The 1,757-nt window shown below is 44.3% G+C and carries 2 protein-coding genes; both read left to right on the forward strand.

Translation table 11 applies throughout. The features are described from left to right. The coding region (locus AB4496_RS14555; protein ID WP_372131220.1) for a LysR substrate-binding domain-containing protein at positions 1 to 261 on the forward strand (261 nt) is incomplete at its 5' end. Positions 262 to 466: 205 nt separating this feature from the next. After that, positions 467 to 1,666 carry a NupC/NupG family nucleoside CNT transporter gene (locus AB4496_RS14560; protein WP_009848493.1) on the forward strand — a complete coding sequence of 400 codons (1,200 nt, stop codon included), beginning with the start codon at positions 467 to 469 and terminating at the stop codon, positions 1,664 to 1,666. Positions 1,667 to 1,757: the final 91 nt, after the last annotated feature.

A 1,757-nucleotide genomic window follows, 5' to 3' on the forward strand; every position in this document is an offset into this window, starting at 1 on the left:
GTACGAGACGCAGCTGTATCTGGGTGGGGTGTTGCTTATTTGGCGACTTATTTAGTCAAAGAGGAGTTTAGAACAGGCAAGTTAATCCAAGTATTACCAGAATGGAGAGCCAGTCAGTTGATGCCATTCTATGCCGTCTATCCGAGTCGAAAGAACATGCCAAAGAAGCTTTCAGCAGTGATTGAGTTCATCAAACAGCATGTTGGTTCGCCGACGTATTGGGACAAAAACCTCAAAACTTGCGTTGAGCTGCATCGTTAATTGTTTCCTAATTCATAAATATAATTTCCATATGGAAAAAGTATGCTTTTTGAACAAGTTAATCCATTAAAATTCAATGCTTTAATCTAACCTTGGGCAAGTTGCTGATAATCCCAACATCACATTAACAACCGCACCTTGCCGCAAACGATTTCCTCTATACAATGCGTCGCCTTTCCTACCTACAACTTTTAGGTTGACGCATATGGCTTCCCTACTTGGAATTATCACTATTTTAGTAGCCGCTTGGTTACTATCTACGGACAGAAAAAATATCCCGCTAAGAACTGTCTCTTTGGCTTTCTTACTGCAAATCTCATTCGCGCTATTGGTTCTTTATGTGCCAATGGGTAAAGAAGCGCTGAATGCAGCTACTGGTGCGGTGTCTAGCTTGATCAACTACGGTCAAGAGGGGATTAACTTCCTATTCGGTGGCCTAACGAATAACGGATTTGTTTTCGCTATTAACGTTCTCGGCATCATTATCTTTTTCTCTGCATTGATTTCAGGTTTGTATCACATCGGCTTTATGCCAAAGGTGATCAACATAATCGGCGGTGCTTTGCAGAAGTTTCTAGGCACAGGTCGTGCGGAGTCACTATCTGCAACGGCAAACATTTTTGTTGGCATGATCGAAGCGCCATTGGTGGTTAAGCCTTACCTAAAACATATGACGGACTCACAACTGTTTGCTGTGATGGTATGTGGTTTGGCTTCTGTTGCTGGCGGCACGCTAGTGGGTTATGCATCGCTGGGTGTTGACCTAAACTATCTGATCGCTGCGGCATTTATGTCGGCACCAGCCGGTCTATTGATGGCTAAAATCTTAGTACCAGGCAGCCCAGAGGATGTTCAAGAAAATATTGAGTCTGGTGTAGAGATTCCACGAGCAACAAACGTAGTTGAGGCAATGGCAGATGGGGCTATGTCTGGACTTCGTATTGCCGTTGCGGTGGGTGCGACACTTCTAGCCTTTATCAGTGTGATTGCGATGCTGAATGGCTTGTTAGGTATTGTTGGTGGCTGGTTTGGCGTAAACCTAAGCTTCGAACTTATCCTAGGTTATGTGTTCGCACCCGTTGCATGGCTGATCGGTGTACCGTGGTCTGAAGCTGTGGTTGCAGGTTCGCTGATCGGTAATAAGATTGTTGTGAACGAATTTGTAGCTTTCATCCAGTTAATGGACGTAAAAGATGCACTGAGTGAGCACTCAAAAGCGATCGTTACTTTTGCACTATGTGGTTTTGCTAACATCTCTACCATGGCGATTCTGATTGGTGGTTTGGGTAGCTTAGTTCCAGAGCGTCGCTCTTTCATCTCACAATATGGCTTCAAAGCGATTTGTGCGGGTGTGCTTGCCAACTTAATGAGCGCTGCGATCGCTGGCGTGGTGCTTTCTCTGTAGCTAGATGATAAGTACAGAGTGGATGAGTCAGTCACTTTATTTCCCCTATAGTAAAGTGACTGATTAATCACACTAATATTCGGTTAGCATG

It is taken from the genome of Vibrio sp. 10N.222.46.A1, assembly GCF_041473595.1.
In the GTDB taxonomy this organism is placed as follows: Bacteria; Pseudomonadota; Gammaproteobacteria; order Enterobacterales; family Vibrionaceae; genus Vibrio; species Vibrio tasmaniensis_A.

Excerpts from the sequence above, each read along its gene's own strand:
- AB4496_RS14560 (WP_009848493.1), top strand. The coding sequence starts at position 467 with ATGGCTTCCCTACTTGGAATTATCACTATTTTAGTAGCCGCTTGGTTA.